The organism is Bosea sp. RAC05, assembly GCF_001713455.1.
Lineage (GTDB): Bacteria > Pseudomonadota > Alphaproteobacteria > Rhizobiales > Beijerinckiaceae > Allobosea.
The window spans coordinates 3,861,511-3,885,607 of sequence record NZ_CP016464.1; the positions used below are offsets into that span (position 1 = coordinate 3,861,511).

At 68.4% G+C, this 24,097-nt stretch carries 25 protein-coding genes and 1 pseudogene; 13 read left to right on the plus strand and 13 right to left on the minus strand.

From position 1 onward, the window contains the following. Positions 1-84 precede the first annotated feature (84 nt). Together greA and BSY19_RS21755 are read left to right on the plus strand one after the other, a co-directional pair. A complete protein-coding gene (gene greA / locus BSY19_RS21750) occupies positions 85-561 on the plus strand; it encodes a transcription elongation factor GreA (protein WP_069055973.1) in 477 nt (158 codons plus the stop codon). Positions 562-656: 95 nt separating this feature from the next. Continuing rightward, positions 657-1,151, plus strand: a complete 495-nt coding sequence (locus BSY19_RS21755; protein ID WP_069055974.1) for a hypothetical protein — start codon at positions 657-659, stop codon at positions 1,149-1,151. A gap of 22 nt (positions 1,152-1,173) precedes the next feature. Here the strand turns inward: BSY19_RS21755 and BSY19_RS21760 are convergent, their stop codons facing one another. Continuing rightward, positions 1,174-1,638: an Lrp/AsnC family transcriptional regulator gene (locus tag BSY19_RS21760; protein ID WP_069055975.1), complete on the minus strand. Its 465-nt coding sequence runs from the start codon at positions 1,636-1,638 to the stop codon at positions 1,174-1,176. Positions 1,639-1,738: 100 nt separating this feature from the next. Here BSY19_RS21760 and BSY19_RS21765 point away from each other — a divergent pair, with 100 nt between their 5' ends. From BSY19_RS21765 to BSY19_RS21775, 3 genes are all read left to right on the plus strand, one after another. Next, positions 1,739-2,722 carry a mitochondrial fission ELM1 family protein gene (locus tag BSY19_RS21765; RefSeq protein WP_069055976.1) on the plus strand — a complete coding sequence of 328 codons (984 nt, stop codon included), beginning with the start codon at positions 1,739-1,741 and terminating at the stop codon, positions 2,720-2,722. 72 nt (positions 2,723-2,794) lie between these two features. Then, positions 2,795-3,760 carry a thioredoxin-disulfide reductase gene (gene trxB / locus BSY19_RS21770; protein ID WP_069055977.1) on the plus strand — a complete coding sequence of 322 codons (966 nt, stop codon included), beginning with the start codon at positions 2,795-2,797 and terminating at the stop codon, positions 3,758-3,760. A 143-nt stretch (positions 3,761-3,903) separates the two neighbouring features. Beyond that, the gene (locus BSY19_RS21775; protein ID WP_069055978.1) at positions 3,904-4,794 is read left to right on the plus strand and encodes a LysR family transcriptional regulator; all 891 of its coding nucleotides are present in this window, start codon (positions 3,904-3,906) and stop codon (positions 4,792-4,794) included. A 454-nt stretch (positions 4,795-5,248) separates the two neighbouring features. Here BSY19_RS21775 and BSY19_RS21780 read toward each other — a convergent pair whose 3' ends face one another. The 7 genes from BSY19_RS21780 to BSY19_RS21810 all read right to left on the minus strand — a co-directional run bounded on the left by BSY19_RS21780 (position 5,249) and on the right by BSY19_RS21810 (position 13,382). Beyond that, positions 5,249-5,803 carry an NADPH-dependent FMN reductase gene (locus tag BSY19_RS21780; RefSeq protein ID WP_069055979.1) on the minus strand — a complete coding sequence of 185 codons (555 nt, stop codon included), beginning with the start codon at positions 5,801-5,803 and terminating at the stop codon, positions 5,249-5,251. Positions 5,804-5,873: 70 nt separating this feature from the next. Further along, positions 5,874-6,446 (minus strand): methylated-DNA--[protein]-cysteine S-methyltransferase, encoded by a 573-nt coding sequence (locus BSY19_RS21785; RefSeq protein ID WP_069055980.1) that lies wholly within the window; start codon positions 6,444-6,446, stop codon positions 5,874-5,876. A 40-nt stretch (positions 6,447-6,486) separates the two neighbouring features. Continuing rightward, positions 6,487-7,443: a protein-methionine-sulfoxide reductase catalytic subunit MsrP gene (msrP, locus tag BSY19_RS21790; RefSeq protein WP_069055981.1), complete on the minus strand. Its 957-nt coding sequence runs from the start codon at positions 7,441-7,443 to the stop codon at positions 6,487-6,489. Between the two features lie 64 nt (positions 7,444-7,507). Next, positions 7,508-10,414 (minus strand): tetratricopeptide repeat protein, encoded by a 2,907-nt coding sequence (locus BSY19_RS21795; RefSeq protein WP_069055982.1) that lies wholly within the window; start codon positions 10,412-10,414, stop codon positions 7,508-7,510. A gap of 105 nt (positions 10,415-10,519) precedes the next feature. Beyond that, positions 10,520-11,629, minus strand: a complete 1,110-nt coding sequence (leuB, locus tag BSY19_RS21800; RefSeq protein ID WP_069055983.1) for a 3-isopropylmalate dehydrogenase — start codon at positions 11,627-11,629, stop codon at positions 10,520-10,522. 85 nt (positions 11,630-11,714) lie between these two features. Continuing rightward, positions 11,715-12,104, minus strand: a complete 390-nt coding sequence (locus tag BSY19_RS21805) for a RidA family protein (RefSeq protein ID WP_069057300.1) — start codon at positions 12,102-12,104, stop codon at positions 11,715-11,717. Positions 12,105-12,197: 93 nt separating this feature from the next. Next, positions 12,198-13,382: a lytic murein transglycosylase gene (locus tag BSY19_RS21810; protein ID WP_069055984.1), complete on the minus strand. Its 1,185-nt coding sequence runs from the start codon at positions 13,380-13,382 to the stop codon at positions 12,198-12,200. A 126-nt stretch (positions 13,383-13,508) separates the two neighbouring features. On the opposite strand from BSY19_RS21810, the gene BSY19_RS21815 reads away from it, so the two are divergent. From BSY19_RS21815 to BSY19_RS28435, 5 genes and pseudogenes are all read left to right on the plus strand, one after another. Continuing rightward, positions 13,509-13,769 carry a SemiSWEET family sugar transporter gene (locus BSY19_RS21815; protein ID WP_069055985.1) on the plus strand — a complete coding sequence of 87 codons (261 nt, stop codon included), beginning with the start codon at positions 13,509-13,511 and terminating at the stop codon, positions 13,767-13,769. A gap of 67 nt (positions 13,770-13,836) precedes the next feature. After that, positions 13,837-14,193, plus strand: coding sequence for a DMT family protein (locus BSY19_RS21820; RefSeq protein WP_069055986.1), 357 nt, complete (start codon positions 13,837-13,839; stop codon positions 14,191-14,193). A gap of 70 nt (positions 14,194-14,263) precedes the next feature. Further along, positions 14,264-15,040 (plus strand): class I SAM-dependent methyltransferase, encoded by a 777-nt coding sequence (locus BSY19_RS21825; RefSeq protein ID WP_069055987.1) that lies wholly within the window; start codon positions 14,264-14,266, stop codon positions 15,038-15,040. A 563-nt stretch (positions 15,041-15,603) separates the two neighbouring features. Beyond that, entirely contained in the window at positions 15,604-16,440 is an 837-nt protein-coding gene (locus tag BSY19_RS21830) for a DUF6502 family protein (RefSeq protein ID WP_069055988.1), read from the plus strand. Then, a pseudogene (locus BSY19_RS28435) lies at positions 16,437-16,913 on the plus strand (DUF5666 domain-containing protein); the annotation flags it as partial. The gene BSY19_RS21830 and the pseudogene BSY19_RS28435, both read left to right, overlap by 4 nt. Before the next feature lie 721 nt (positions 16,914-17,634). Here the strand turns inward: BSY19_RS28435 and BSY19_RS21840 are convergent. The 4 genes from BSY19_RS21840 to BSY19_RS21855 all read right to left on the minus strand — a co-directional run bounded on the left by BSY19_RS21840 (position 17,635) and on the right by BSY19_RS21855 (position 21,069). Next, a complete protein-coding gene (locus tag BSY19_RS21840; protein ID WP_069055990.1) occupies positions 17,635-18,768 on the minus strand; it encodes a PQQ-dependent sugar dehydrogenase in 1,134 nt (377 codons plus the stop codon). A 107-nt stretch (positions 18,769-18,875) separates the two neighbouring features. Then, the gene (locus tag BSY19_RS21845) at positions 18,876-19,472 is read right to left on the minus strand and encodes a histidine phosphatase family protein (protein WP_069055991.1); all 597 of its coding nucleotides are present in this window, start codon (positions 19,470-19,472) and stop codon (positions 18,876-18,878) included. Between the two features lie 20 nt (positions 19,473-19,492). Further along, positions 19,493-20,467: a Bug family tripartite tricarboxylate transporter substrate binding protein gene (locus BSY19_RS21850; RefSeq protein WP_069055992.1), complete on the minus strand. Its 975-nt coding sequence runs from the start codon at positions 20,465-20,467 to the stop codon at positions 19,493-19,495. A gap of 122 nt (positions 20,468-20,589) precedes the next feature. After that, positions 20,590-21,069 carry a YaiI/YqxD family protein gene (locus BSY19_RS21855; RefSeq protein WP_069057301.1) on the minus strand — a complete coding sequence of 160 codons (480 nt, stop codon included), beginning with the start codon at positions 21,067-21,069 and terminating at the stop codon, positions 20,590-20,592. A 298-nt stretch (positions 21,070-21,367) separates the two neighbouring features. On the opposite strand from BSY19_RS21855, the gene BSY19_RS28535 reads away from it, so the two are divergent. Beyond that, positions 21,368-21,499, plus strand: a complete 132-nt coding sequence (locus BSY19_RS28535) for a hypothetical protein (protein WP_257785730.1) — start codon at positions 21,368-21,370, stop codon at positions 21,497-21,499. Then, on the plus strand, positions 21,496-21,723 hold the full coding sequence (locus tag BSY19_RS21860) for a hypothetical protein (RefSeq protein WP_069055993.1): 228 nt from the start codon (positions 21,496-21,498) through the stop codon (positions 21,721-21,723). The genes BSY19_RS28535 and BSY19_RS21860 overlap by 4 nt, the downstream gene beginning before the upstream one ends. A gap of 51 nt (positions 21,724-21,774) precedes the next feature. Here BSY19_RS21860 and BSY19_RS21865 read toward each other — a convergent pair whose 3' ends face one another. Next, a complete protein-coding gene (locus BSY19_RS21865) occupies positions 21,775-22,587 on the minus strand; it encodes a transglutaminase-like domain-containing protein (protein WP_069055994.1) in 813 nt (270 codons plus the stop codon). 230 nt (positions 22,588-22,817) lie between these two features. Between BSY19_RS21865 and BSY19_RS21870 the strand changes: the two genes are divergently transcribed. Then, the gene (locus BSY19_RS21870) at positions 22,818-24,020 is read left to right on the plus strand and encodes a pyridoxal phosphate-dependent aminotransferase (RefSeq protein WP_069055995.1); all 1,203 of its coding nucleotides are present in this window, start codon (positions 22,818-22,820) and stop codon (positions 24,018-24,020) included. Positions 24,021-24,097 lie beyond the last annotated feature (77 nt).

Below are 24,097 nucleotides of genomic sequence, written 5' to 3' on the forward strand. Positions count from 1 at the left end.
AGGTTCTAGAGACAACGACGAGCAGGGCGCGGGCGGCGAAGCAGCCGCCGGCGGGCATCTGCTTTCGGATGATGGGACGAGACGATGGAAAAGGTTCCGATGACCCCCGGCGGCTTCGCCGCTCTGGAGGCCGAACTCAAGGACCGCCAGCAGGTCCAGCGCCAGCGCATCATCGCAGCGATCTCGGAGGCCCGCGCCCATGGCGATCTCTCGGAGAACGCCGAGTATCACGCCGCCAAGGAAGCCCAGGCTCTCAACGAGGGCCGCATCCAGGAGCTTGAATCCCTGATCGGGCGGGCCGACATCATCGACGTCTCGAAGCTCGCCGGCAGCGACACCATCAAGTTCGGCGCCACCGTCAAGCTGATCGACGACGATACCGAGGAAGAGAAGAGCTACCAGATCGTCGGCGAGCCCGAATCGGACGTGAAGTCCGGCAAGGTCTCGATCGGCTCGCCGATCGCGCGCGCGCTGATCGGCAAGAAGGTCGGCGATTCCGTTCAGGTCAACACGCCCGGCGGCGGCAAGTCCTACGAGGTCGTCAGCGTCGTCTTCCGCTAGGCGCGACCGCTTCGACGCCGGCGGCGCACGCCCGGATCCTTGGCGTGGCCGGCTCGCGACACCACATGGATCGCGATCCCCTGGGAGCATCAGCCATGACCACCCGCCGCTCGTTGATCCTTCAGGCCATGGCCGGTGCGATGCTGGCCACGGCCGGCCCGGCGCTGGCGCAGGCCCGCACCGTCGGCGCGATCCGCGTCGACACCGCCCGCCTTGCGGCGCAGGGCTGGGGGCCGCGATCGCAGGAGATCAAGCGTGACCTCGAGCGCCAGCTCGCGACCACGCTCGCCCCGATGATCCGCCGGGGCGGACCGGTTCTCACCGTTACCGTCAAGGGCGTCTGGCTGGCGAGCTGGGCCGGCGGCGGTGGTGGCGGCAAGCCGGGCGCCGGCGGCGCCAGCATGGACAATTTCGATGCCGACTACGTCCTGACCGGCCCGCGCGGCGAGGTCCTCGGCCAATGGACGATCCTGTCCACGATCGGCTCGGACTCGGGCGGCGCCTGGTACCGGCCCGATGTCGACCAGCGCCGCGTCGCCGCGCTGATCGAGAACAACGCGCTCTGGATCAGGCGCTATCTCGGCGGCTGAGCCGGGTTCCTGACGTTGCGCCTCACCCGAACGGCACGATCGGCTCGTCCTTGACCCGGTCGAGCGCCAGCGCGGTGCGGACGTTGCGGACATTGGGCATGCCCGTCAGCTCGCCGACGAAATCCTGGAAGGCCTTCAGGTCCGGCGCGACGCATTTCAGCATGAAATCGATGTCGCCGGAGAGCTTCCAGCACTCGCGCACTGCGGCCCAGCCCCGGATTCGCGCCTGGAAGACCTCGAGATCGGCCTCGGCCTGGCTCGCCAGATGAACGAAGGCAAAGCAGACCACCTCGAAACCGAGCTTGCCCTCGTCGAGCTGGGCCCGGTACCCCGTGATCAGCCCTGCTTCCTCGAGCGCCCGCACGCGGCGCAGGCAGGGCGGCGGCGAAATGCCGACCCGGCTCGCCAGCTCGACATTGGTCATCCGCCCGTCCCCCTGCAATTCGCGCAGGATCGCCAGGTCGATATCGTCGAGTTTGGAGCGCACGAGGGGTCCCGGATCAAGGTTGCGCTGGTGTAGACGCAGCGTCTTGGCGATACAAGGCACGTGCCGTGCCGAAGCCGGCGAGCCACCGCAGGAGCCTGCCTTGCAAGCCGACCCCACACCGATCGTCTGGGTCCTGACCGATGGCAAGGCCGGCGACGAGGTCCAGTGCCTGGGCGTCGCCGAGCGGCTGGGCGTCACCCCCGAGATCCGGCGGATCGCGCCGCGAAAACCCTTCGCCTGGCTGATGCCGCGCGGCCCGATCGATCCGCGCGAGGCCCCCGACCGGCCCGGCAGCCCGATCCGCCCGCCGTTCCCGGACATCATCATCGCCTCGGGGCGCCGGGCGATCGCCTATGTCCGGGCGGTGAAGAAGGCCTCGAACGGCGCCACCTTCACCGTCATCCTCAAGGATCCGCGCACCGGCGCGGGCTCGGCCGATTTCCTCTGGGTCGCCGAGCATGACCGCCTGCGCGGCGAGAACGTCCTGGTGACGACGACCTCCCCGCACGGACTGGCGCCGCAGCGCCTGGAGGCGGCGCGCCGCGCCCCGCCCGCCGCCATCGCCGCCCTGCCCGCGCCGCGCGCCGCGGTCCTCGTCGGCGGCGACAGCCGCCATCACCGCTTCAGACCCGAGGACATCGCCCGCTTTGCCGAGGGGCTCGAGGCGCTCGCGCGCTCGGGCGTCGCTTTGATGGGCTCGCGCTCGCGCCGCACCTCGCCGGCGCTCGACGCCGCCGTCGCCGCGGTCTTCGCCCGTCATGGTGGCTGGTGGTGGGACGGCAGCGGCGAGAACCCCTATGTCGCGCTCCTCGCCCATGCCGACGCCATCGTCACGACGGCGGATTCGACCAACATGATCGGCGAGGCGACCGCCAGCGGCGCCCCGATCCTGGTGTTCGAGCCGCATGGCGGGCACGGCAAGCTGGCGAAGTTCCTCGAGTCGCTGAAGCGGCAGGGCATGGTCCATCACTTCGAGGGGCGGCTGGAGGGTGAGCGCTATGCGCCGGTCGATTCCACCCAGGTGATCGCCGACGCCGTCCGCCAGCGCTGGCTTATGCACAGGCAGCAGCTGCGCCTCGCCTGATCTTGAAAGCCCGTGCGCTTGCATCGTCGATCCGGCGGCGTATGTCGGGAGGGAAAGCGAGAGGAAACCACCATGGCCCACACCCATGCCCGCGTGATGATCGTCGGTTCAGGCCCTGCCGGCTACACCGCCGCGATCTACGCTGCCCGCGCCATGCTGGAGCCGGTGCTGATCTCCGGGATGCAGGCCGGCGGCCAGCTGATGATCACGACCGACGTCGAGAACTATCCCGGCTTCGCCGACGTCATCCAGGGGCCGTGGCTGATGGAGCAGATGCGCGCCCAGGCCGAGCACATGGGCACGCGCATGGTCTCCGACCACATCGCCCGCGTCGACCTCTCGCAGCGTCCCTTCCGCCTCTGGGGCGACGGCGACGCGACCTATTCCTGCGATGCGCTGATTATCGCCACCGGTGCCCAGGCGAAGTGGCTCGGCCTGCCTTCCGAACAGGCCTTTCAGGGCTTCGGCGTCTCGGCCTGCGCCACCTGCGACGGTTTCTTCTTCCGCAACAAGGAGGTTGCGGTCGTCGGCGGCGGCAACACCGCGGTCGAGGAGGCGCTCTATCTCGCCAACCTCGCCAGCAAGGTCACGCTGGTCCACCGTCGCGATTCGCTGCGCGCCGAGAAGGTGATGCAGGATCGGCTGTTCAAGCATCCGAAGGTCGAGGTCGTCTGGGATTCCGAGGTGGCGGAGATCTGCGGCGGGACGCAGCCCCCCAACGTGACCCATCTGCGGCTGCGCAACCTGAAGACCGGCGCGGAGCGCGACCTGAAGGCCGACGGCGTCTTCATCGCCATCGGCCACAAGCCGGCGACCGAGCTCTTCGCCGGCCAGCTCGCCATGAACGAGACCGGCTATCTCGACGTCGAGCCCGGCACCAGCCGCACCAATATCGCGGGCGTCTTCGCCGCCGGCGACGTCACCGACGAGCATTATCGCCAGGCGGTGACCGCCGCCGGCATGGGCTGCATGGCCGCTCTCGATGCCGAGCGCTGGTTGCAGGCGGCCGAGCTTGAACAACTCAGGGCGGCTGAATAGGCAGCCCGCCGCCATTCATCACGAAAATTGATCGCCTTTGTAACCAAATTCAGTGTGAAAAGAACGCCGTAATGCGACACGGGCGTTGACGTTCAAGGATTTTAGCCTCCAACATGCGCTCAACGCATAACGGGGGAAGCGCGGTGGATTGGGACCGCATCAGGATTTTTTATACCGTCGCCGAGTCCGGCAGCTTCACCAAAGCTGGCGATGTTCTCGGCCTGAGCCAATCCGCCGTCAGCCGGCAGATCGGCGCTCTGGAGCGCGAGTTGCGCGCGCCGCTGTTCCACCGCCACACCCGCGGTCTGATCCTGACCGAGCAGGGTGAACTGCTGTGGCGCGCGGCACGCGAGATGACGCAGCGCCTCGAGCGGACGCGGGCTCAGCTCTCGGAAACCCGCGAGCACCCCTCCGGCGAGCTCAAGGTCACGGCCACCCGCGGCCTCGGCGGCCATTGGCTGACCCCGCGGCTGGCCGAGTTCCTCGACTTGTACCCCGACATCAAGGTCGATCTCATCCTCACTGACGAGGAACTCGACCTGTCGATGCGCGAGGCCGACATCGCCATCCGCCTGCGCCAGCCGCAGCAGCCGGACCTGATCCAGCGCAAGCTCTTCACCGTCCACTTCCACGTCTATGGCTCGCCGGCCTATGTGAAGCGCTTCGGCGAGCCCAAGACTCATGAGGATCTGGACAACCACCGCATCCTCTCCTTCGGCGGCACCTCTCCGTCCTATCTGACGGCCGTGCACTGGCTCGGTTCGCTGGGTCGCGACCAGCGCAACCCGCGTCCGATCCATCTCACCGTCAACAACATCACCGCGATGAAGCGGGCCGTCGATTCCGGCGCCGGCATCGCCGTCCTGCCCGATTACCTGATCGAGACGGGCTCGCCGCTGGTGCAGTTGATGCGCGAGACCGAGATGCCTCAGCTCGAGAGCTATCTCGTCTATCCCGAGGAGATGAAGTCGGTCGCCCGCGTCCAGGTCTTCCGCGACTTCCTGATCCAGAAGGCCCAGCGCTGGACCTACTGACCGGCGCCTCGCCACCTGCTGATTCGCACCGCGCCGGGCATCTGCAACGCCCGGCGCCTTCATTACTGGCCGCCGGCTGCCGCGATTTTATGCTGCGCCGCAGAAAATCACTTCCGAATGCTTGCGGCGGCGCGACACCGCAACTGCGCTGTGCGCATATTTATCAATGATTTAGGTTCAAATTGCGCCATATGACTTCGGTTCATGCAATTTGCGCATGGCGGACCCAACCTATGCTGCATTGCGAAAAGGCATATGGCGACCGATATAGCAGACACGGTTGTTCGGAACGGGCTCTGCTATCTCCTCCCGGCATCGAGTTCGTTTCAGCCGTTCCCCTCTGAGATGTTTGGCGTTTGAGCCGGATGTTTCAAACTTTAAAGGCCGGCTCCCTCGCGGGACGCCGGCCCTTTTTTTGGCTGCGGCGCGACGCGGGGCGCCCTCAGTGGTGACGTCAGGCCGCCAGCTTCCCGACCAGCCCGGCGAACCTGTCCATGAAGCCCTGCAGGAAGCCGCGCGTCGCCTCGACCGTGACGGTGCCGGCCTCGTCGACCAGGCCTTCCTTCCAGGTGATGAACATCTGTCCGCCCATCACCAGCGCGCCCTGGTTGCCCAGGATGTCGCGCAGATGCTGCTGGGCGCAGGCGGTGCCGACGCCTCCGGGGCTGGTGCCGATGATGGCGGCGGGCTTGCCGCCCCAGACGCCCTTGCCCGAGGGCCGCGAGGCCCAGTCGATCGCGTTCTTCAGCACGGCGGGGATCGAGCGGTTGTGCTCCGGCGTCACCACCAGCACCGCATCGGCCTCCGCGATCGCCTCCTTCAGCCGCGTCGCACTCGCAGGCCAGGCCTCGGCCTCGAGGTCCTGATTGTACATCGGCAGGTCGTCGATTTGCGCGAAGCTCGCCACGAAGGCCCCTTCGCCCAGCGTCGCCAGCCCCTGCGCCAGTTTGCGGTTGATCGACGCCTTGCGGTTGCTGCCGACGACGATGGCGAGCTTGAACGGGGCCATGAAGGGGGATCCTGGGGTTGGGGTTCGGAAAGGGTCTCAGGCAAGGCAACGCGCAGGGGCCTCACCGCGTTCACTCGGCCCGCGAGGGCCGCGCGACCAGCGGCAGGGCCCCGAAGAGACCGGGAAAGGCATCCGTGCGCGCCCTCTCGATGGTCAGGAGGCGCAGCTTCGTCTCGACGCCCCCCTCGGCCGAGAAGCCGCCGGTCCGGCCGCCGGCGGCGAGCACCCGGTGGCAGGGCACGATGATCGGCACCGGGTTGCGGCCGAGCGCGACCCCGACGGCCCGCGCCGCGCCGGGCTGGCCGAGCCGGGCCGCAACCGCGCCATAGGTCATCGTCTCGCCGGGCGGAATGCTCAGGGCGACCTCGTAGACGCGCCGCTCGAAGGCCGGCACCGCATCGAGATCGACAGGCAGATGCGAGAGATCGCGCGCCTCGCCCGCCAGCAGCGCCACGATGTCCGTGATGGCGGCCTCGACAAAGGCGGGCGGCGTGGCTTCGCTGGCCTGCGGGAACCGCCGCGCCAGCCGCCGGCGGGCCGTGTCCTCGTCGGGCTCGGGGAGCTGCGCGCCGATGATGCGCTCGCCACGCCAGACCAGGGCGCAGCGGCCGATCGGCGTCGGGAAGAGGCAGAAGGACGGCATGGCGCGATCCTAGGCCATCGCCGGCCGCGCCGTCACCCGCTCACATGAACAGCTTCTCGCCATCCAGCCCCTTGTAGAGCCCGGCGACCTGCTCCTCATAACCGTTGTAGAGCAGCGTCGGCCGGCGGTCGCGCGAGCCGAGCAGCTGCTCGCTCGCCTGGGTCCAGCGCGGATGCGGCACGGCCGGGTTCACATTCGCCCAGAAGCCGTATTCGGCGGGCTGCAGCCCCTCCCAGAACGTCTTGGGCCGCTCCGCCACGAAGCTGATCTTGGTGATCGATTTCACCGACTTGAACCCGTATTTCCACGGCACGATCAGCCGCACCGGCGCGCCATGCTGGGTGGGAATCGGCTTCCCGTAGATGCCCGTCACCAGGAGCGGCAGCTCGTTCGTCGCCTCGGCCAGCGTCAGCCCCTCGGTATAGGGCCAGGGATACCAGCGGGCCGACTGGCCCGGCGCCATGCGCGGGTTGAGGAAGGTCTCGAAGCGGATGTACTTCGCCCCCGACAGCGGCTTGACGTAGTCGACGAAAGCCTTGAGCGGGATGCCCGTCCACGGCACCGCCATCGACCAGCTCTCGACGCAGCGGAAGCGGTAGAGCCGCTCTTCCAGCGGCAGCTTGCGCACGAGATCGTCGAAGCCGATCTCGAAGGGCTTCTCGACCATCCCGTCGATCGCGATCGTCCAGGGCCGGCTGACCAGCCGCTTCGACGCAGCAACGATGTCCTTGGACGTGCCGAATTCGTAGAAATTGTTGTAGGTCGACGCCAGCGCCTCGTCGGTCACCGCCCGGTCGAGCGTATAGGCGGCGTTGCGCTTGGCGGGGTAGAGATCGAGCGTCGGATCGGCGCCCTGGCCCGCGGCCGCGCCGGGAAGCGCCGCCCCCGCGATCAGCCCGGCTCCGCCCGCCATGAAGGCGCGGCGGTTGAAGAACACCGATTCCGGCGTCGCCTCGCTCTCGGGGATTTCCCAGCTCGGACGGTTCTTGATCAGCATCGGACCGGCATCGCTCCGTTTCGGATGCCGCCACTCTAGCGCACGGCCGGACGCCGCACGCAATTCACGAGGGGGAGAGGTTGAAGGCGAGGTCACGCTGCTGGCGAGTCACCTCGACCATTCCTGTATCGCGCGGCGCGAGGCGGCCTTCTTCGGCCAGACGAAGCGCGATGGCGTGGGCGGCTGCCCAATTCCGACGCGGGTCATCGCCAGCCTGCGCCAATTTCGCATGGCTGACAATCAGGTCGCGCTGCCAGCCGGCATTGCTGGGATCGGCGTCCGACAGGGCCTGCCGAATCGTGAGGCCCGCCCGATAATTCGCCAGCGCCCCGGTGAGGTCACCCTGCGCAACCTGCACGTTGCCGATTTTGTCGAACGAGACCGAGAGATCGCGCCGCCAGCCGGCGTTGCCGGGATCGGCGCCCGACAGGGCCTGCGCGATCGTGAGCCCCGCCCGATAATTCGCCAGCGCCCCGGTGAGGTCACCCTGCGCAACCTGCACGTTGCCGATTTTGTCGAACGAGACCGAGAGATCGCGCCGCCAGCCGGCGTTGCCGGGATCGGCGCCCGACAGGGCCTGCGCGATCGTGAGCCCCGCCCGATAATTCGCCAGCGCCCCGGTGAGGTCACCCTGCGCAACCTGCACGTTGCCGATTTTGTCGAACGAGACCGAGAGATCGCGCCGCCAGCCGACGTTGCCGGGATCGAAGTCCGACAGGGCCTGCCGAATCGTGAGGCCCGCCCGATAATTCGCCAGCGCCCCGGTGAGGTCACCCTGCGCAACCTGCACGTTGCCGATTTTGTCGAACGAGACCGAGAGATCGCGCCGCCAGCCGGCGTTGCCGGGATCGGCGCCCGACAGGGCCTGCGCGATCGTCAGCCCCGCCCGATAACTCGCCAGCGCCCCGGTGAGGTCACCCTGCGCAAACTGCACGTCGCCGATCTTGTCGAACGAGACCGAGAGATCGCGCCGCCAGCCGGCGTTGCCGGGATCGGCGCCCGACAGGGCCTGCGCGATCGTCAGCCCCGCCCGATAACTCGCCAGCGCCCCGGTGAGGTCACCCTGCGCAAACTGCACGTCGCCGATCTTGTCGAACGAGACCGAGAGATCGCGCCGCCAGCCGACGTTGCCGGGATCGGAGTCCGACAGGGCCTGCCGAATCGTGAGCCCCGCCCGATAATTCGCCAGCGCCCCGGCGAGGTCACCCTGCGCAATCTGCACGTCGCCGACCTTGATGTAGGAAACCGAGAGATCGCGCCGCCAGACGGCGTTGCCGGGATCGGCGCCCGACAGGGCCTGCGCGATCGTCAGCCCCGCCCGATAACTCGCCAGCGCCCCGGTGAGGTCACCCTGCGCAAACTGCACGTCGCCGATCTTCTCGAACGAGACCGAGAGATCGCGCCGCCAGCCGACGTTGCCGGGATCGGAGTCCGACAGGGCCTGCCGAATCGTGAGCCCCGCCCGATAATTCGCCAGCGCCCCGGCGAGGTCACCCTGCGCAATCTGCACGTCGCCGATCTTGATGTAGGAAACCGAGAGATCGCGCCGCCAGACGGCGTTGCCGGGATCGGAGTCCGACAGGGCCTGCGTGATCGTCAGCCCCGCCCGAATATTCGCCAGCGCCCCGGTGAGGTCACCCTGCGCAACCTGCACGTCGCCGATCCTGTCGAACGAGACCGAGAGGTCGCGCCGCCAGACGGCGTTGCCCAAATCGGACGCGGACAGCCGCTCGGCAATCTCCAGCCCCTTGCAAAAGCTCGTTAGCGCCCCGGCGAGATCCCCCTGCGCCACCTGAACGTCGCCGATCTTGTTATAGGAAACCGAGAGGTCGCGCTCGTCGCCAGTGCGTTCTGCGGCCTCACCGCCCGCGCGATAACGGGACAGGGCCGCCTGCGTGCTGCCGATCAAAAGGTAACTATCGCCGCATTGGAAGCACAGCCACGGATCGTCCGGGTCGAGCCTGATTGCTTCCGCCAACGCCTCGATTGCTTCGGTATGGCGATAGGTCAGCGACAGGAAATCCGCTTCCTCCTTGAGAAGCGCAGCCTCAGCGCGCTGGCGCGCCAGCCGCTCCTCGCGCAGATGCGCGCGTCCCTCGCGCAATATGCCGACGGCTCTTTGCACATCGGGCGCGACATCACGCGCCTGACGGATCGTGGCGTCGACATCCGCGCCCTGGTTGGTGGGCACAACGGGTTCGTGCTGCTTGGCGAGCAGGCCTTCAATGGCCTCGAGTGCCTTTGCCGGCCATTCAGCCTGCGGAACATGCGCGATCTGCAAAGCCTCGACGATCGATCTCAAGGCCTCAGCCTTGATGGCGGAGGGGTCCGGCAGCCTCGCCAGAACCTCGGCCAGCATCGCCTGTGATACGCCATGCGCCGCGCGGGATTCGTCGGCCGCCCGGTCGATCTTGTCGCCGAGAACGGCAATCTCAACAGATAACCCGGTCGTGCGCCTCAGCAACTCCCGATCGACCGCGCCACCGAGACTGGCCAAAAACGCTTTGTCAGAGAGCGCCGTTTCGACCGCGCGAAAGAAGATCTCACGCGCCAGCGGCCGCGCCTCGCGGTTCTCGTCCCCCTCGCGAAAGCAGGGTTCGAAGCGCGCGAGCGACGCGACGAGATAATCGGCGATCTTGTCTGCGGCCAAGTCGCCGCGCGCGAAGTCTCCGGGCGAAACCAGCATCCGGTCGAGACCGGCCGCAAAGCACTGCAGCGCATGATCGAGGTTCTGCTGGACGATGGCGGGATCGCGATTGCGCGGCGAGCGTGCGCGCTCGTCGATGGCTTGTTCGACCTGATGGGCGATTCTGCGTGCAAAGGCAGAAAATGGCCCGGCCGCCGACGGCCCACCGAAAGCCTCGGCAATCTTGCCGCCGAGATCGGAGATGTCCTTGAACCCGGCATTGCCGAGCCCGCCAGTGACGATACCGCCGGCCGCGAGCGCGATGCCCGCGAGCTTCGTCAGCACTCCAAATTCAAGCCCCGCCACGCCCCATCGCCCCAGCCGCACAACCCAAGGTTAATGTCGAGCGGCTGGAAGCGGTTTGCAAGACCGTCGTCAGAGGAGGCGCCCTCAGCCGCGCGCCTCCAGCGCCTTGACGATCGCCTGGCCCATCTCGCTGGTCGAGACGGCGTTGGCGCCGGGCGCGGCGATGTCCTTGGTGCGGGTGCCGGAACCCAGCACGTCGGCGATCGCGCCTTCGAGACGGTCGGCGGCCTCGATCGCGCCGAAGGAGTAGCGCAGCGCCATCGCAAAGGAGCCGATCATCGCGATCGGGTTGGCCAGACCCTTGCCGGCGATGTCCGGCGCCGAGCCGTGGACGGGCTCGTAGAGCGCCTTGCGCTTGCCGGTGGCCGGATCCTCGGCGCCGAGCGAGGCGGAAGGAAGCATGCCCAGCGAGCCGGTCAGCATCGCCGCCACATCCGAGAGGATGTCGCCGAAGAGGTTGTCGGTGACGATGACGTCGTACTGCTTGGGCCAGCGCACCAGCTGCATGGCGCAGTTGTCGGCGAGCACATGCTCGAGCTCGACATCCGCATAGTCCTTGGCGTGCAGCGCGGTCACCGTCTGCTTCCAGAGCACGCCGGTCTTCATGACGTTGTGCTTCTCGGCCGAGGAGACCTTGTTGCGGCGCGTCCGCGCCAGCTCGAAGGCGACGCGGCAGATCCGGTCGATCTCGGGCGTCGTGTAGAGCTGCGTGTCGACGCCGCGCTTGGAGCCGTCCTCCAGCGTCACGATTTCCTTCGGCTCGCCAAAATACACGCCGCCGGTGAGCTCGCGCACGATCAGGATGTCGAGCCCCTCGACCACCTCGGGCTTCAGCGAGGAGGCCGAGGCCAGCGCCGGATAGCAGATCGCCGGGCGCAGGTTGGCGAACAGGCCGAGATCCTTGCGCAGGCGCAGCAGCCCGGCTTCCGGCCGGTGCTGATAGGGCACATCCGCCCATTTCGGGCCGCCGACGGCGCCGAAGAGCACGGCGTCCGCCTGCTGGGCGAGCTTCATGTCGCCTTCCGAGATCGCCTGCTTGTGGGCGTCATAGGCGGAGCCTCCGACGAGGCCCTTCTCGATCTCGAAGGAGGCGAGCCCCTGCTTGCCGAACCAGGAGACGATCGTCTCGACCTGCCCCATCACCTCGGGGCCGATGCCGTCGCCGGGAAGCATCAGGAGCTTGTGGGTCGCCATGGTCGTCGCCTCGCCGTTTCTTGAACCTGCAATGGCGGCTGATTAGGGCGCACGTCCCCCGCATGCAAGCGGCGCGGACGCGATGTCAGGGCCGCGCCAGCCGCGCGGTCACCTCGATCTCGACCTTCATCTCGGGCTTCAGCAGCCCGGCCACGACATAGATGCCCGCCGCCGGCCGCACCTCGCGGAAGACCTCGCCGCAGACGGCGAGCACCGGCTCGCAATAGGCCCGGTCGGTGACGAAATACTGCGCCCGCACCACGCCGGCGAGCGAGGCGCCGGCCTCCTTCAGCACCGCCTCCAGTGTGCGGAAGATGTTGCGTGCCTGCTCGGCCGCATCCTCCGGCAGGGTCATGGTGACGTAGTCATAGCCGGTGGTGCCGGAGACGAAGACGAGGTCGCCATCGATCACCGCGCGCGAATAGCCGAAGGCGGTCTCGAAGGGCGAGCCGGTGGAGATCAGGCGGCGGGTCATCATGATTTTCCGTCATTCTCGGGCGAAGCGAAGCGCAGACCCGAGAATCCCGTGCAGGAGATGCTCGGGTCAAGCCCGAGCATGACGCCGGAGCTAAACCCGCCCGCTCTTCAGCGCGCGCAGCACCTTCTCGCCCGGCCGTCCGGTCTGCGGCATGCCGATCTTGGCCTCGACCTCCCGGATCGCGGCGCGCGTCAGCGAGCCGACGGCGCCGTCCGGCTCGCCGACATTGTAGCCGCGCGCGATCAGGAGCCGCTGCAGTTCGCGGCGCTGCTCGCGCGACAGCGGCAGGTCGTCCGTCGGCCATTGCCCCTGCACGCCCGGCCGGCCGCGCAGCCGATCGGAGAGGAGCGAGATCGCCAGCGCGTAGGAATCCGCGCCATTGTAGCTGAAAGCCGCATCGTAATTCTTGAAGACGAGGAAGGCCGGGCCGTTGCGCCCCGCCGGCATCAGGAGCCCGGCATTGCCGGTGCCGTTGAGCGGGGACCCGTCGAACTTGACGATGCCGCGCGCCGCCCAGGACGACACAGGCTGCTTCGGGTTGCGCCCCGTCGGGCCGGAATAGCCTGATGGCACCCGCACCTCGTAGCCCCAGGTCGCGCCGGTGACCCAGCCCGCCTTGTCCATGAAGTTGGCGGTGGAATGCAGCGCGTCGGGAATCGAGTCGACGAGGTCGCGCCGGCCGTCGCCGTCGCCGTCCACCGCGAGCCGCAGATAGGTCGTGGGGATGAACTGGGTGTGGCCGAAGGCACCCGCCCAGGAGCCGAACAGGCGTTCCGGCCGCAGATCGCCGCGCTGGATGATCTGCAGCGTCGCCAGCAGCTCGCCCTTGAAGAAGGCGTTGCGGCGCGGCGCCAGGCAGGCGCCGGTGGAGAGCGCCTGCACCAGCGGCCAGCGCCCCTTGGCCTTGCCAAAATCGCTCTCGACGCCCCAGACGGCGGCGATGGTGTGACGGTCGACGCCGAAGCGCTGCTCGGCCGCGGCGAGCACCGCGGCGTGCTGGCGCATCATCGCGCGCCCTTCCGCGACCTTCTCCTCGTCGACCAGCGTGCCCAGGTAATCCCAGATCGGCGTCTTGAACTCCGGCTGGTTGTTCATCGCCTCGATGATCTTCATGTCCGGCTCGACGCCGGCCATGGCGCGGTCGAAGGTCGCGCCCGACACGCCCTTGGCGGCGGCCTCGCCGCGCAGGCCGGACAGGCAGGACTGGAAACTGCCCTGCGCCGAAGCGGCCGAGGCGATGAGGACGAGGGGCAGGGCCAGGATCGTTGCGCGCATGGTCTCCACCGAATCGCAGGAATGACGCAAAACTAGGGCGTGGCGGTTAAGAGAGGTTAACCATCGCCATGGCAGCGCGGCCCGGCGAATCCCGCTATGAGGGCGCGAGCCCCGCCGGAACCCGCCATGTCGCCCGCCTCGATCGAAATCCTCGGCTTCGTCGCCGCCGCGCTCACCAGCCTGTGCTGGCTGCCCCAGGCCTGGCGCACCATCCGCACCCGCGACACCAAGGCGATCTCGCTCTGGACGCAGTCGCTCTTCGCGGCCGGCACGGCGCTGTGGCTGACCTATGGCCTGCAGATCGGCTCCTGGCCGGTCGTCTTCGCCAATGCGCTGACGCTCTGCCTCGTGCTGCTCATCCTCTCGATGAAGCTGCGCTTCGGCTGAGCCGAGGCTCCGGCCGGAACAGACCCGATCGCCGGGCGTTTCCGGCCTCGCCACGGGAAGAACCGCGATGCCCTCCCTCACCACGGCCCATGTCCTGCCGATCCTCCTGCTGATCGGCTCCAACGTCTTCATGACCTTCGCCTGGTATGGCCATCTCAGCTACAAGAGCACGGCGATCGGCCTCGCCATCCTCGCGAGCTGGATGATCGCGCTGCCGGAATACATGCTGGCCGTGCCGGCCAACCGCATCGGCTCGGCGGTCTATTCCACCGCCGAGCTCAAGACGATGCAGGAGGTCATCACCCTCCTTGTCTTCGCCGGCTTCTCGGTGTTCTGGCTGAAGGAAAGCCTGACCTGGAACCACGCCATCGGCTTTGCGCTGATCGCGGCCGGCGCCTTCTTCATCTTCCACGCCAAGGGCTGATCCCAGGGCGAGCGCTGATCAAAGCCGATCCCGGGGTGACAGCGCTGTGCCGCTTGGTCACAGTGGCGCCATGGATCAGCACGCGACACCCGCCCTCCCCTTCTCCGGCCACGACGCGGTCGAGGCCTATCTCGCCTCGGGCTACGACCAGGTCGTCGGCATGTCCTCGCGCTTTGCCGCCGCGATCTGCGCGCGGCTGCTGCGGCTGCAGACGGAGGAAGGCGTGCACGGCCCCATCGCCGAGATCGGCGCCTTCGAGGGCCGCTTCTTCATTGCGCTCGCCCACGCGCTCGAGCAGGACGAAATCGCGCTGGCGCTCGACATCTTCTCCTGGCCCGACCCCGGCGTGGAGCAGCGCTTCGAGGCCAATTGCGCCCGCCACGGCATCGGCCCCGAGCGCCGCCGCACGATCAAGGGCGATGCCGGCGCGATGGCACCCGCAGACCTCCTCGCCAAGGCCGGCGGCGTGCCCTTGCGCTTCATCCACATCGACGGCGAGCATTCCCGCGCCGCGCTCGGCCGCGACCTCGCGCTGGCGACCGCCTGCCTCGCCGAGGGCGGGCTGATCGTCCTCGACGACATGCTCCACCCCGGCTACCCGACGCTGATGGTCGCGGTGCAGGCCTATCTCGAGGCCAATCCCGACATCGTCCCGCTCTGCGTCATCGACCGCGAGACGATCGTCGGCGCGACCAAGTTCGTGCTCTGCCAGCGCGCCTGGTTCGAGCGCTACCAGTCCCGCCTGCTGGAGATCTTCAAGGACTTCATCTGGCCGCTGGGCGCCGATTTCGAGCCGCACTGGTGCCTGGTGCTGTCGCAGGACACCCGGCTGGCGGAGATCGTTTGAGGGACGCGTCCCATGCGTGATCGCGGACGCGGCACGGCGTGACGAACGACAGGCGCTGGCTAGCACCGGCTGCGATGGAGCATCGATCGCTGAGGTTTTACTCGAAGACCTGGATCAACGAGGCAACCAGCAGCGAGGATACGCCGAACCCTGCAAACAGAAGCAGAAACATCAGCGTCTGGCACAGCGGCGCCAGCAGGCCTTGGGGACGCCGAGCGACACTCTCGCTGAGGCCACAGGCTCCATTGGCGGTGCAAGGCTCCTGAAACATCATGGGTGCAAGGCGCCGTTCAGCAAAAACATGGCGTAGGGCGTCGACAGCGCGATGACGCAGCAGAGGGCTCGCCCCAGCAGACAGGCCGTTTCCGATCGTCTCGCGACAAATGCCGAACGTTTATGGGGGCTGAGCCAGTGGGACGGCCGGCTCGAGAGGGAGATCTGCATCAGCGACAACTCGAAGTGGGAATAATTCCCACTTATTCCAGATTGCCGAGGCTGGCAATATCGTTTCGCAAAAATGTGGGATTGTGTCCCACGTAAATCGAGGATACCTCGATCACGCGATGGACTCCGCCCCCGGCCCCACTGCCAGCAAGCTCTATCCGCCGCTCGCGCGGCTGCTGCGGCCGCTTGTCCGCCTCTGCATCAGCGCCGGCATGACCTTTCCCGCACTGAGCCAGCTGCTGCGGGAGTTGTACGTCAATGTCGCGGAGCACGACTTCGCTTTGCCCGGCAAGGACCAGACGGACAGCCGTGTCAGCCTGTTGACCGGGATCCACCGCAAGGAGGTGAGCCGGCTGCGGGGGGCCGGCGCTCCGGTCAATGCCGTGCCCGCAACGGTTTCGCGGACCGGTGCGGTCATCGCGCGGTGGCTGGCTTCACCCCGCTTCTGTGACGAGACCGGCCGGCCTCTGCCGCTTCCGCGCACCGCAGAGGGGGCGTCCCCGTCTTTCGAGGAGTTGGTGTCATCCGTCACCCGAGACGTCAGGCCCCGCGCCGTCCTCGATGAATGGCTCGACCGCCGCATCGTGACGATCGACGCCGATGACCACATCGTGCTCGCCGAGGCGGCCTTCATCCCGCATCACGGCGATGACGATAAGCTCTATTACTTCGGCCGGAACCTGCACGACCACCTGGCGGCAGCCGCCGCGAATGTTACTGGTCCCAGCCCGGCCTTCCTCGAACGCGCGGTTCACTATGATGGCCTCTCGGCCGAACTGGCCGAACGGCTCGAGGCCCGCTCGCGGGAACTGGCCCTCGAGATGCTCCAGCGCATCAACCGGGAAGCCCATGCTGCCAGCGAGACCGACCACGGCGGCGAACACCGCTGGAACTGCGGCATCTATGTTTTCCGCGAGCGTGTCAGCGGCCCGGACGACGAGGCCGTCCAACGATGACACGGCGTTTCGCATGGACGCGACGGGCTGTGATCGCTGCGCTCGGGGCGGCGACAGCGTCGCTGCATGATGCGATTGCAGCGCCGGAGAAGCCGCGCGACATCGGCATCGGCGGCACGGGGTTCGCGCCGGACGGCCCGGCAGGAAGCGACCGTGGCATCGGCGGCACCGGCTTTGTCGGAACGATCCAGCGTTTCGGCAGCATCGTCGTCAACGGCACGCGCATCGCCTATGGGCCGAATGTCCCCGTGACGATCGACGGGCGGCGGCGAAACGCGCGTGACTTGCGGGTCGGCCATGTCGTGCGTGTCGCGGCGCGACCCGACTCGACCGGGCTCGTCACGGATGCGATCACCGTGGTCAGCGAAGTCATTGGCCCGGTGACCGCCGTCGACCGGGACACCATCGAGGTCCTCGGGCAGAAGATCGTCACCGCGAGTGCCCAGCCGCGGGATGCTTGGCGCAAGGGTCAGCGCGTGGCGGTCAGCGGCCTGCGCCGGCTGGATGGCTCGATTGCCGCCAGCCTGATCGAGCCTCGCGGGCCAGGTCCGTCCCGTGTTCTCGGGATTCTCGAGCAGGACGCTGACGGATTCTGGATCGGTGGGCTGAAGCTGCTTCATGCCGATCAGGCTCATCTCGGCCGGCGCGTGCTTGTGACGGGCAGGCTCGCGCGGGGGGGCTTTCTGCCCGCGCGGATCGAAGACGCTCAAGCCATCGCGGCCACCGGACCCGTCTCGATCGAGAGCTATGTCCGGGCCCGCGAGGGACGCGTGCTGCTCGGCTCGGGCCTCGCGGTGCGTGGCGAGGCCTTCTCATCCGATGGGTCGCTCATGGAAGAGGTCCGTGCCGTCCTGAATGGGCGCGTCGGCCCGGATGGCGAACTCAGCATCGACGCCATCCGTCTGGCGAGGACAGATGGCGAAGGCGAAGGGCAGTCCGGAGGTTCACCGGGCCCCGGCAGTTCCGGGCCGGGCGGCTTCGGTCCCGGCGGCGGTGGCCCGGGCAGCGGTGGCCCGGGCGGAGGCCCCGGAGGCGGGCCAGGAGGGCCAGGAGGGCCAGGAGGGCCGGGAGGCCCGGGAGGCGGAGGGCCTGGTGGCGGGGGCCTGGTGGAGGCGGAGGAAGCGGTGGGGGTGGTGGACCCGGCCGCTGACGCGGCACGATCTCCGGCCTCAGCCCTCAGCACCATGACTGCCCCTACCGCGCAGGGCGCACCCGCAGCAGCTTCCCGGCGGGCGCGTCGCTCAGCAGATAGAGGAACCCGTCCGGCCCCTGCCGGACGTCGCGGATGCGTTCGCCCAGCCCCTCGAGCAGCCGCTCCTGCCCGGTCACGGCCTCGCCCTGGGTGGACAGCCTGACCAGCATCTGGCCGGCGAGCCCGCCGACGAAGAGCGAGTTCTTCCACGCCGGCCAGACGGCGCCGGTGTAGAAGGCCGCGCCCGAGGGCGCGATCGAGGGGTCCCAGTAGAACAGCGGCGGCTCCATGCCGGCCTTGGCCGTCCCCTCGCCGATCCTGGCGCCGGAATAGTCGATGCCGAAGGTGATGACCGGCCAGCCATAGTTGCGGCCGGCCATGGGCGTGTTGACCTCGTCGCCGCCGCGCGCACCGTGCTCGGCCGTCCAGAGCTGGCCGGTCTCGGGATGCAGCGCCGCGCCCTGGACATTGCGATGGCCGATCGACCAGATCTCCGGCTGCCAGCCCTCGACCCTGGGGTTGTCGGCCGGCGCCCCGCCCTCGGGAGCGATCCGCATGATCTTGCCGATATGGTTGGCCGGGTTCTGCGCCTGGTCGCGCTGGCCGTAGCGGTCGCCGACCGTGACGAAGAGGGCGCCCGTCCGGTCGAAGACCAGCCGCGAGCCGAAATGCAGGTTGCTGGCGATCGTCGGCATCTGCTGGAAGATCACCTTGGTGCCCTCCAGCGCCGTGCCGCGCTCGTTGAGGCGGGCGCGGGCGACGCTGGTGCCGCTGCCGCCCGCCCGCGGCTCGGCGAAGGAGAGGTAGATCGTCCGGTTCTGCGCGAAGCCGGGGTCGAGGACGACATCGAGCAGACCACCCTGCCCGCGGGCGGCGACATTGGGCACGCCGGTGATCGGCGCAGACAGCCGGCCATCCGTCCCCACCAGCCGCAGCCGCCCCGGCCGCTCCGTCACCAGCATGCGCCCGTCCGGCAGGAAGGCGAGCCCCCAAGGATGCTCGAGCCCGCCCGCGACCGTCTCCACAGTGAGGTCGCCCGCGCTCGACGGGACCCGCTGCTGGGCACCCGCCTGCGGAAGGCCGACGAGCAGCGCCGTCGCGACCGCGAGCAGGGAAAAACAGGCTTGCCGGCGCATCGTCATCTCCTGATCGGACCCCTGGCTCAGAGATAGGGAGAACCGCCGGCCTGGCCAGTCGGTTGCCGGCCCGTCACGGCAAAGTGACGCGGCGGGCTCCGCCAGCGTCAGGGCGGGGGCAGCCGGCCGACCGTCACGAAGCCACCCTGATCGTCCCGCTTCAGCACCACCATCTCGCCGGACGCCGGGAACACCCCGGTCAGAGCGGTGATGTTGACCTGATGCGTCACCATCACCACCAACCCGGCATCGACGGGCAGCGAGACGAGGCGCCGCCGCAGCGCGGCGGTGGCGGCATCGCGCTCGCCGGGGCGCCCGAAGAAGGAGTTCAGCGCCGTCGGCTCGTCCTCGATCGGCGCAAGCGCCATCAGTTCGGCCGTCTCGCGCGTCCGGCACCACTGGCTTGTCAGCACGAGCGCGACGGGCACCGCGCGGCGCCGGAATTCCGCACCGAGGCGGCGGGACTGGTCGCGGCCGCGCTCGCCGAGATTGCGCTGCGTCGCGCAGTCGCCGATGCGAAAGCCGGCCGGATCGCCGGTTCCCGGCGCATCGGCATGGCGCATCAGCGCGACATGGCCGGGTTTCGCGAGCAGCGCCCAGACCCGCTCTCGGTCGACCTCGACGGCGGCGACGGCCCCGGGCCAGAGCGCCGGCAGCAGCAGGAGAGCGAGGACGAACCGTCTACCAAACCCCGCTGCGGCCATGCCGACTCCTTCGGTTCAGGCTATTCCGGCTTCACCCCGGCCGCCTTGATGATGTTTTCCCAGGTCGCGATTTCCTGCTGGTGATAGGGCCGGAAGGCGGCCGGGTCACGTAACCTCATCGTGAAGCCGAGCTTCAGGATCTGCTCGGTCACGGTCGGCTTGGCGAGCGAGGCCAGGATCGCCTTGGAGAGCGCCTCCAGCACCGGGGCGGGCGTCGCGGCCGGCGCGAAGAAGGCGGCCCAGGAATCGGCATCCGCATCGGCGATGCCCTGCTCGCGCAGCGTCGGGATGTCCTTGGCCCGCGCGTTCCGCTCGGGGCTGGCCAGCGCAATCGCGCGCAGGGTGCCGGCATTGATCTGCTCGAGCACGCTCGGCAGCGTCGAATTGGCGATGTCGATGCGCCCGCCGATGATCTCCTGGACGAGCGGGGCCGCCCCGCGGAAGGGCACATGCGTCATCTTGATGCCGGTGCGCGCCATGAACAGCTCCATGGCGAGATGCGAGCCGGAGCCGACGCCAGTCGAACCATAGTTGAGCTTGCCCGGATCGGCCTTGGCCAGCGCGATCAGCTCCTTGATGTCCTTGGCGGGCAGGTCCTTGCGCACGACGAAGGCATGCTCGAAGGCGCCGACGCCGGCCAGCGGCGCGAAATCCTTGACCGCGTCGTAGCCCGGCTCCTTCAGCAGGAACATGTTGTTCCCATGCGTCTGGTTGTTGCCGAAGACGATGGTGTAGCCATCGGGATCCGCCTTCGCCACGGCGCGCGTGCCGACCGCGCCCGAGGCGCCGGCGCGGTTGTCGACGATGACGTTCTGGCCGATCGAGCCCGACAGGTCCTGCGCGACGAAGCGCGCGATCGCATCGGTGGGCCCGCCCGCCGGATAGGGCACGACGATGGTGATCGGCTTGGTCGGGAAGCTCTGCGCCCGCACCACGGACGGAGCGACGATGGCACCGGCCAGCAGGCCGAGCGTGGAACGGCGGGTCAGCGACATGAACTTCCTCCCGGAGCGGCCCGATTGCGACAGGCTTGGCCGCAGCATTAGAGCATTCCCCTGCGGAGGGAAATGGGCCGGCACGGGCAAAGCCGCTACGAATTCAACGACCTAGTCGCGCGTCAGCCCGCCGCGAAGCCCGCCCGCCTGAGCCGCTGGATGGAAAGGTCGAGCGCCTGCAGGAAGGCGGAGCGGTCGCGCGCCGAAAACGGCTTCGGCCCGCCCGTCGCCGTCCCCATCGCGCGCAGATCCTCCATCATGTCGCGCGTCGCCAGCGCCATGCCGATCGAGGCCTCGGTGAAGGGCTTGCCGGTCGGACCGATGACCTCGGCGCCGGCCTTGATGCAGCGGTCGGCCAGCGGAATGTCGGAGGTGACGACGATCGCACCGCGGGCGACGCGCTCGGCGATCCAGTCATCGGCCGCGTCGAAGCCACCCGAGACGATGACGCGCTCGATCCACGGCTCGCGCGGCAGCATCATGAAGCTGTTGGCGACGACGAAGACGTGCAGCCGGTGCCGACTGGCGACCTTGAAGATCTCGTCCTTCACCGGGCAGGCGTCGGCATCGACATAGATCGCGATCGGCGGGGGAGCGGTCATGGCCGCCAGCGCATCGCAGGGACGCACGCGTCGCGCAAGGCCGAAATCGTCGGCAATGGACCAGGTGCGCGGCATCCTGCGAGAAAGCGCGTGCGCCGGCCGCCGGTCTGGCCTAGAGTCGGGCTCTGCTTCGACATGACGAGTCCCGGCCTCTGCCGGGCCGGCCGCGGCAGGCGAAAGCCGCCCGCATGATCGAACCCAGCTTCAGCGACCATCGCGATCCAGGCCACGCCTGACTTCAAGCCCGAGATCCACCGGGGGCGCGATCCCGCACCCTCAGACCCAAGGGAGACCGACCATGGCAAAAGGCGAACAGCGCGGAAACCGCGAAGCCAAGAAGCCGAAGAAGGACAAGCCCAAGGCAGAGGCGGCGGCGCCCGCGACCTTCGCGGCAGCCGTTGCGCGCGCTGCGGGACCGAAGAAGAAATGATCCGCTTCCGGACGATCGACCCGGCCGAGCAGGCCAGGGCGGACGAAAAGGCGGCCGCGGCGAAGCCTGCGGCCGTCGCCCCTGCGCAGCCCGAACCGGCCGGAGACGGGCAGGACCCGGACGAGGCGGCCACCGACGCCTCGGCCCCCAAGGCCAAGGGCCTGGCCCGCAAGACGCCGCTGCGGGCCAAGAAGCCGGACACCTCCGGGCTGTTCCGCGACTGAGATCGCGGCCGACCGAGACGGCGCGGCCCGAGCGGGCGCGCCGCCGCTGGCTCACGCCTCGATCACCTCGTCGGTCCAGACCCTGAAGCCGGTCAGCGTATTCGGCCCGAAGGTGGTGGCGATGGCGACGTCGGCCGCATCGCGACCACGCGCGATCAGCACGCGGCCGATGCGCGGAACGTTGTTGCGCGGATCGAACATCTGCCAGCCGCCCTCGAGATAGGCTTCGAAGGACGCCGCGAAATCGCCCGGCGGCCAGGGCGGAGGCGTGCCGATATCGCCGAGATAGCAGGTGCAGTAGCGCGCCGGGATGTTCATCGCCCGGCAGAACGCGATGGCGAGATGGGCATAGTCGCGGCAGACCCCGCGCCCCTCCCGATAGGCGTCCGAGGCGCTGCGCGTCACGCTGGCGTCGTTGTAGTTGAAGGCGATGCGCTGGTTGACGAAGTCGCAGATCGCCTGGACCCGCGGCGCGCCGGGCGGCGTCGTGCCGAACAGCTCCCAAGCGAGATCGAGCAGACGATCGGAATCACAGAAGCGGCTCGCCAGCAGGAAGACGATCGCCTCCTCCGGCAGATGCTCGACCGGCACCTGCCCCGCGCCGCGATCGAAGGCTTCCGGCAGGCCGCTGTCCTGGATGACCGCATCGGCCGTGATCCGCATCGCGCCCTGCGGCGCCACCAGCCTGGTGCACCAGTTGCCGAAGCCGTCGCGATAGGCGCTGACCGGAACCGACGGGCTCAGGCGGATGTAGTCGGGCGTCTGCAGGTCCGACACCCGGCTGAAATGCACGTTCAGCATCAGGATCAGCGGCGTCGGTTGCGGGAAGTCGTAGTCGAGTTCGTAGCCGATCCTGAGTTTCACGGAGCTGCTTTCCGCGCGCCGCGGGCGCGCTGGTCATGGGTGGCCCCTCAGCCGGTCGCACCAGCATGCACCTTTCGCGCCGCCGCCGATATGCTGCTCGCGATGGTCGCTCCAATTCGTGTCGCTGCTGGCAATGATCAAGCAGTCTCGCTTGCGATAGGCCGCCATGAGTCCTAAACCACGCGCGCGCCCGCTGCGGCGTGCCCTTATCCGAGATCCGGAGAACTCCCATGGCCTTCCTTGCCGACGCCCTGAAGCGCGTGAAGCCGTCTGCGACCATCACCATCACGCAGAAGGCGCGCGACCTGAAAGCGCAGGGCAAGGACGTGATCTCGCTCTCCGTCGGCGAGCCCGATTTCGACACGCCCGACAACATCAAGGAGGCGGCGATCGCCGCCATCCGTCGCGGCGAGACCAAGTACACCCCCGTCTCCGGCATCCCGCAGCTGCGCGAGGCCGTGGCCCGCAAGTTCAAGCGCGAGAACGGCCTCGATTACAAGCCGAGCCAGACCATCGTCTCCACCGGCGGCAAGCATGTCATCTACAACGCCCTGCTCGCGACGCTGAACCCCGGCGACGAGGTCATCTGCGTCTCGCCCTACTGGGTCTCCTATCCCGAGATGGTCGCGCTCTGCGGCGGCACGGCGACCTTCGCCGAGACCAAGATCGAGAACGAGTTCAAGCTCCAGCCGGAAGAACTCGAGCGCGCGATCACGCCCAAGACCAAGTGGGTCATCCTGAACTCGCCGTCGAACCCCTCGGGCGCCGCCTACAGCCGCGCCGAGATGAAGAAGCTCACCGATGTGCTGATGCGCCACCCCCATGTCTGGGTGCTCACCGACGACATGTACGAGCACCTCGTCTATGGCGAGTTCGAGTTCGTCACCCCGGCGCAGGTCGAGCCCGGCCTCTATGAGCGCACGCTGACCATGAACGGCGTCTCGAAGTCCTACGCCATGACCGGCTGGCGCATCGGCTATGCGGCCGGCCCGCAGCACCTGATGAACGCCATGGACCTCGTCCAGGGCCAGCAGACCTCGGGCACCTCGGCGATCTCGCAATGGGCCGCGGTCGAGGCGCTGGACGGCCCGCAGGACCACCTGCCCGTCTTCAAGAAGGCCTTCGAGCGCCGCCGCGACCTCGTCGTCTCCATGCTCAACCAGACCCGCGGCCTCGTCTGCCCGAAGCCGGAAGGCGCCTTCTACGTCTATCCCGACTGCTCGGCCCTGATCGGCAAGACCATGCCCAACGGCAAGGTCATCGAGACCGACGAGGATCTGGTCATGGGCATCCTGGAGACGGAAGCCGTCGCAGCCGTGCACGGCTCCTCGTTCGGCCTGGGTCCCAACTTCCGCATCTCCTACGCCACCTCGGACGAGAAGCTGGAAGAAGCCTGCCGCCGCATCCAGCGCTTCTGCGCCGAGCTGCGCTGAGCGGGGCCGTCATTGCGAGCGCAGCGAAGCAATCCAGTGAGTGTCGCGCGACGGCTCCTGGATTGCTTCGTCGCTGA